The sequence below is a fragment of the Limnofasciculus baicalensis BBK-W-15 genome (assembly GCF_024178385.1).
GTDB lineage: Bacteria > Cyanobacteriota > Cyanobacteriia > Cyanobacteriales > Coleofasciculaceae > Limnofasciculus > Limnofasciculus baicalensis.
Genome location: NZ_JAMZMM010000339.1, coordinates 1 through 6,733 on the forward strand (window position 1 = coordinate 1; position 6,733 = coordinate 6,733).

Annotated in this window: 4 protein-coding genes and 1 pseudogene; 2 read left to right on the forward strand and 3 right to left on the reverse strand. The window is 40.0% G+C overall.

What is annotated here, in order from left to right:
- The 3 genes and pseudogenes from NJ959_RS23790 to NJ959_RS23800 all read right to left on the reverse strand — a co-directional run.
- Positions 1-906: pseudogene (locus NJ959_RS23790) on the reverse strand (hypothetical protein); the annotation flags it as partial.
- A 4-nt stretch (positions 907-910) separates the two neighbouring features.
- Positions 911-2,200 carry a P-loop NTPase fold protein gene (locus NJ959_RS23795; protein WP_254014231.1) on the reverse strand — a complete coding sequence of 430 codons (1,290 nt, stop codon included), beginning with the start codon at positions 2,198-2,200 and terminating at the stop codon, positions 911-913.
- Positions 2,201-2,564: 364 nt separating this feature from the next.
- Complete coding sequence (locus NJ959_RS23800) at positions 2,565-4,064, reverse strand: polysaccharide deacetylase family protein (protein ID WP_254014232.1); 1,500 nt, start codon at positions 4,062-4,064, stop codon at positions 2,565-2,567.
- 427 nt (positions 4,065-4,491) lie between these two features.
- Here NJ959_RS23800 and NJ959_RS23805 point away from each other — a divergent pair, with 427 nt between their 5' ends.
- On the forward strand, positions 4,492-5,052 hold the full coding sequence (locus NJ959_RS23805; RefSeq protein WP_254014233.1) for a YqhA family protein: 561 nt from the start codon (positions 4,492-4,494) through the stop codon (positions 5,050-5,052).
- 165 nt (positions 5,053-5,217) lie between these two features.
- A complete protein-coding gene (gene glgA / locus NJ959_RS23810) occupies positions 5,218-6,693 on the forward strand; it encodes a glycogen synthase GlgA (RefSeq protein WP_254014234.1) in 1,476 nt (491 codons plus the stop codon).
- Positions 6,694-6,733: the final 40 nt, after the last annotated feature.

The following is a 6,733-nucleotide window of genomic DNA, read 5'->3' on the forward strand; positions in this document are numbered from 1 at the left end:
GCGATCGCCTAATTCTTCACACAATTGTAAGGATTGTCGATATAATCTTTCCGCTTCATCCCAATTACCGATAGATGTATGAATGTCGCCTATCCATCTCAAGGAAAATGCTAATTCCGATTTTCGATTTCCTTTTTCATATTCCCCTACAGCTTCCTGTAATGACTTTATCGCTAACTCAATATCAGTTTTTGTCGAACTCGATAAACCTTTTTGAACTTTTTTAAAATAAGTTTCTCCCAGAGTTTGATACAAACTACCCAACAAAGGAGAATCAGGTTCTAACTCGTTCAATTTATCAATCTGTTGCTGCAATTCAGCAATATCCGGTAAATCTTCCTCCGGTATCGCTTCCGGAAATTTCGGCACGATGATATCACTGGTAGTATGGCGCAAATCAATAGGCTTGACAAACTCAAATACACCCCCCCGCCAACTCCAAAAATCTGGCGCTTGTTTCGCCATTGCTGCGGCAATTCCTTGCGTCACCCACACAACAATAGGAAACTCAAAATATCGCAAAGCCTCTCTCGTCCACTGTACCGAAAAGAGAAAACGTTCTAGCGGCGATTTCTCTTTTGTCAGTCGCAAATCCAGTAAATCGCTTACCCCCAAAACCGTCACCACAGACAACCTATCTAATTTACCCTCAGATGCTGCTGCTAATAGATTTTGTAAACTGTCTTTCAGACTCGGCATAATCCGATCTACCTTAACTCGGTAGCAGTTTATCCCTTGAGCTTTCAATTCTAATTCGTAGGTTTTAATTATCTCATCTCGATAGATATGATTATCGTTAATCGCCACCAGAATATTCAATTTGCCAAAACTAGCCTGAATCGACAAAATCAACTTCCGCAGGTTACGTTTATTCTCCTTTTCAATATCGATAACTGCATTTGTCATAAAATTAAATCAAGTTTTCCCGGTGCAAAAGATCAATTACAATGGGATGAACATCATACCACAAAGCATCATTTTCATATTCTAGCACCATTAACCCATGCAACAACTTAACAAAATCTTCTCCAGGAGCAGGCTTAAGAGTTTTGTAAACTTCTGCTAAGACAGTATATAACTGACTCGAACTAATCTGTCGAGCAAAATCATTCCGCAAATTCCGTAACGCCGTTGCCAAGATTTCCTCATCAATCTTAATATTTTCCCGCTCTGGTTCAATTTCCAATTGCACCATACATTCCGTACAACATTCTCGTCCAATCCGTACCAACTCCCGCACCACACCACCACTAGACAAGACCATTTTTTGTGCAGCTTCAGGAGTTATCAATTCTGGAGGAAATCGTTTTTTCAGGATTTCCTGAAACAGATTGAGATGCTTACTAATCGGTTGGGCATTAGGATTACGACAATCTTGGCGCTGATAAAACTTCGTCACCGGAAATAGTTGAATTCTAACAATTCCCTCAGAATTGAGCGCCCCCATCACTTTCGGTTCTTGGATGGCGGAAATGGGGATAGTAAAGACAATTTTAAATCCTGGAGAAAATAGCGCTTTAATATTGTTACGATAAATCGGCTCAACAATACTTAAATCTAGTTTATCTAAATCATCAATAATCACTAAAACTGGTTTCTTAGTCGAAGTTTGAATTGCTGCTGCAAGTCTATCTATATTCCGGACTAATTCAGAGATCTTTTTCTCATAAGTTCGTTCCAACTCATTGCGAAAAGTCCGTTCCTGTTGCAGTTTCAGGGTAATCAGCTTAAAAATATCTGCCGCACCCACACCAACCTGAGACTTAGTTGTATCTCCAGTAGTTTCTTTCCGAGTAGTATTAGTCCAATCCAAAAGCGATTGTTTAATATCCTCTGGGACAGAAATTTTGACTTTAGTTGCGTTACTGAGTAACTTCAAACCAATCGCATACAAAATATTGACATGACTGACATCAGACATTTCAATCAAATCGGCAATAGAGAAAAAAATTGTAAAGTATTTTTCCACCATTTCCACTGCAAAACGTTTCAGTAAAGTGGACTTACCACAACCTCGATGTCCGGCAAAAATCACCTTTCCATCTTTAGCGGATGCTTCAACTTCTCGCTTCAGTCGCACCAATACTTCACGCCCATACTCCACCCGAAAACGCTCAATATCATCGGCTTCTATCAGTGGGAACAAATCCAAATCCCGATATGCTTGCTGTAGCTGCTCCAGTAGTGCTTGATTCATCATTTTCGACTAGGGGGTTTTGTCTCAATTAATTATACTGGAGTTTGGCAAAATATCATGAGGGACAGACTAAAGTACCTATCCTTAGTATACCTGCCCAAAACCCGACGATGATGGCGGTAGTACCGGAGGGGAATGGGGAATGGGGAATTGGTAATTGCTAATCTGCCATTAATTCTCTAATCCTCATTCCCTAGATTGCCTCCAAACCCAATCGCTTTAATACCTGTAAAAGTCTTTACGATCGTTATTAAGCAGGTAGAATTAAACCTAAAACTAATAGGGGCGAAGAAACCCGGTTTCTAGATGTGACACAGAGGCAAAGAAACCGGGTTTCTGGATATGAGATTTATTTACGCCCACCTGCTTAAATCCGAACTAATGCCTCACCCCGACGGTAAAATTCGCGGGCATAATCTGTCCATATTCCTTGTCCCCAATAGCGAAAACAACTAGTCTGAACTAATAAATTATACAGCAAAGCTTCTTGATAATCAGGGCGCTGAGTTACTGTGGCATCTTGTTGGACTAATGAGTCATATTTTTGATGAAATAAGGCACTAAGTTGATTCATTGGCTCCAAGACATTTTCATAGCCCTTTACCCAACTTAAATCGTTTGTCCAAGATGCACCATCTATATGGAAGTTATGGTCAATTTGTTTTAATTTTGCGATCGCATTTTCCACTTTTTCCGGTGTAACCTTGTCAGAATCGACTTCCTGCCAAATTTTATGTTGATTCACCGCCTGACAAATAGGATAATCTTCAGGATTGACACCCGCTGCTTCAATTATCTCTAAATATTCAGTACCATTGATAGCGACAACGCCAGATTTACCCCCACCTTCTTGGCGCACTTCATGGCAAGCTTTAAAGAAAGCACTAGGAAATTCATTCATCATTACGCCGCCGTTTTCTCCATCAGCAATTTGTGTTACCAAGGAAGGAATAGTCACATTGCCAATTTGCTGTTTGCCGCGCCCTTTTGCTTCGTAATAGGGCTGCATTTGTCCCACTAACTTGGTATCAGAACCTTGCGTTTTAATCAAGATTGTGATACTAATACTTTCACCCTGGGAATTACGAGCAACTAAACGATTGGGAATATATTTCTGTTCTTGTTTTAGTCCGGAACCATCCATATTTTCCACTGAATGTTCCTGTACCATCAACCATCGATAGCCACATTCTTTGAGTGCTTTAATATATTCATACAAAGTATCGGGGTGATTAGGCAAGTGCATTTCTGGCGGAGAAAAACCTTTGACTCGCTTCAGGGCATCGTAGCCAAAAATAGCTGCAAAATGATGTTGCCAAGCTTGAATATGGAGTTTAATATCGGGAATTGGGGTTGAGGGAACCACCGCATGACTCCACATCGTTCCCAACCATTCTATGTATGGCTGATACTGAGGCTCGCAGGTAATCTTTTTAAGATCGTTGAGAATATCATCTCGCCCCAATTGCCGCAATCCCCATAATAAATTACCAGAATAATCCAGCATAATGCGCGGATTACAACCTTCAGCAATTAGTTTGGGAATAAATTCTCCCATCCGGCGATAGCAATAAGCAAAGGGTTCCGCATTATGGTTATCTCCTTCACCAGGATGTTCAAACATATATTGAAGATTGCTAATTAGTTGTCCATTTGCACCTGCGGGGATAGTGGGTTGGTGCATGTGGAGGGCGCAAGCAAATCCGGCTGCGATATTTTCTAGTTTGAGATTGGTATTGGGTAAAAATACGGGTTTATTTTCTGTGACTACATCACTAATTTCTGCCTCCCACCCGCAAATATTGGGTAATCCGGATCTTAATTCTGGTAAACTTGGCAATTTGGTAGATAGGGTTGCTGCTGTCATAAAATGTTCCTATTTAATTGGGGGTAATTTGCTACTGTAGTAACAGGAGATTCAATTATTTCAATCAATACTTTCTTATTGTATACGATCCCGGCGATAGCGCTAAAATATTCCCGTCCGATTACACCACGGAGGTGAACCCGGAGGTGGTTGACTAGAGATTGGGATTATACCGCAGGTGTCCAATGAGCCAAACAATATACTTTAATTGGTAAACTTTATCAGTTGGTTTTTTGGTATATAGTATGAATTGTTCCGAGGTATTCTCAGGAATCGGAAACTAGTTAAATTAAGTTTTTGATAAAAAAGCACTAAACATCCGGAGCCGCATTAACTTATTAATAAGTTTTGTTGCATCTGATGTCCTGTAGCTCGGACAAAATGATAAAGTATCAACAAAATTAAGTTGGTAGTCAAGAATTAAACTATGAGAAGACAAAGAAAGTTAGAGCAAATTGTAGAAGGATTGTTGTGGAATGTTAGGTTTTTAACCATCGTACCAGTTTTCTTTGGAGTTGTCAGTGTTATAGTTTTATTTGCGGTTGGGACTTGGGAAATTAGTCAGGCAGTGTTAGAGGTTTTTCATTTTGAGGCGGATCCGGAGAAATATACGATTGAGATAATGAGAGATATTATTGGGGGAATCGATTTATACTTAATGGGAGTAGTGCTAATTATTTTCAGCTTTGGTATTTATGAATTATTTATTTCTAAGATTGATATTGCTCGAGGTGAAAATCAAGAGATAAAAATCCTAGAAATTACATCTTTAGAACAATTGAAGGATAAACTACTAAAAGTCATCATTATGGTCTTGGTGGTTGGTTTCTTCAAAAGAGTGATGGAGATTGAAATCAAGCAACCAATAGAACTTCTCTACTTTGCAATGTCTATTTTGTTAATTGCTGCAAGTAGCTACTTCCTCCACTCATCCTCTGGTGCAAAACACGTATCAAAGTCTTCTCATTCTTCCCAAGAAGAACACTAGAAACTAGATACAGTTTACCAGTCGCCATTTCTTCATCAAGAGATAATTAGATCAATTAGATTAATCTATTTCATCCCTAATACTTTCCCCACTGACTCACTTGCCAAAAGTACCTCTTTCCTGTATAGAGTGAGAACATCAACTTTTGTGAAGTGAGGAACCAGGATGTACATCGTACAAATCGCCTCGGAATGCGCCCCAGTCATCAAGGCTGGAGGTTTAGGCGATGTAGTTTATGGACTTAGCCGGGAGCTAGAAATTCAGGGTAACTGTGTCGAGCTGATTCTACCAAAGTACGATTGTATGCGCTACGACCATATTTGGGGGCTTCACGAAGCCTACCGCGACTTGTGGGTTCCTTGGTATGGCGCTGCAATTCATTGTTCCGTCTATTGCGGTTGGGTGCATGGGAGAGTCTGTTTCTTTATTGAACCTCATTCGGAGGATAATTTTTTCAATCGGGGCTGTTATTATGGCTGCCATGACGATAATATGCGATTTGCATTTTTTAGCAAAGCCGCATTAGAATTTATCCACCAAAGTAATAAGCGTCCCGATGTAATTCATTGCCATGATTGGCAAACTGGATTAATTCCAGTAATGCTCTATGAAATATATCAATATCATGGCATGTCGAATCAAAGAGTTTGCTATACCATTCACAATTTTAAACATCAAGGATTCGGCGGTTGTGAGATTCTTTGGGCAACAGGTTTGAGTCGAGAGTCATATTACTTCGATCCCGAACGCTTGCAGGATAATTTTAATCCTTTTTCCTTGAATTTTATGAAAGGCGGGATTGTTTACTCTAATGCCGTTACCACCGTTTCACCACACCATGCAGATGAAGCACGTTATACTTCCATTGCCTACGGATTAGGTCACAGCTTATATTTAGCTCAAGATAAGTTTAGTGGCGTTCTTAACGGCATTGATACAGATTTTTGGCATCCCGAAACAGATCGTTACATTCCCGAACATTATACTAAGGATGACTTAGCAGGAAAAGCGGAAAATAAAAAAGCATTGCGGGAGCGCCTTTTACTCCAAGATGTCGATAAACCACTCATTGCCTATATTGGTCGTTTGGACGATCAAAAAGGCGTTCATCTCGTCCATCATGCCATTTATTATGCTCTCAATAAAGGGGCACAATTTGTATTATTAGGTTCCCCTACAGAATCCGCAATTGGTAGTTGGTTTTCCCACGAAAAACGCCACCTAAATGATAACCCTGACGTTCATTTAGAACTAAGCTTTAACGAAGAATTATCCCACCTCATCTATGCAGGGGCAGATATGATTGTGGTTCCTAGCAATTACGAACCCTGTGGATTAACCCAAATGATTGGATTAAAATATGGCACTGTGCCAATTGTGCGGGGAGTTGGTGGTTTAGTAAATACCGTTTTCGATCGCGATTATGACAATTATCACTTACCAGAAGAAAGAAATGGTTACGTCTTTTATAATACAGACAATTACGCCCTAGAATCAGCTATGGAAAGGGCAATTGGCTTGTGGTATGACTATCCTGAAGAGTTTGAAAAACTCATCATCCAAGGTATGAATTGCGACTATTCATGGAAGTATCCTGGTAAAGAATACTTGGCAATTTACGAACATATTCGCCATAAGTAAGAGGGAGTGGGGAGTGGGGAGTAGGGAGTAGGGAGTAGGG

What these genes read in the sequence shown, in the direction of transcription:
- NJ959_RS23795 (WP_254014231.1), bottom strand. Translation starts at nt 2,200, where the DNA reads ATGATGAATCAAGCACTACTGGAGCAGCTACAGCAAGCATATCGGGAT.
- NJ959_RS23800 (WP_254014232.1), bottom strand. Translation starts at nt 4,064, where the DNA reads ATGACAGCAGCAACCCTATCTACCAAATTGCCAAGTTTACCAGAATTA.
- NJ959_RS23805 (WP_254014233.1), top strand. Translation starts at nt 4,492, where the DNA reads ATGAGAAGACAAAGAAAGTTAGAGCAAATTGTAGAAGGATTGTTGTGG.
- glgA (WP_254014234.1), top strand. Translation starts at nt 5,218, where the DNA reads ATGTACATCGTACAAATCGCCTCGGAATGCGCCCCAGTCATCAAGGCT.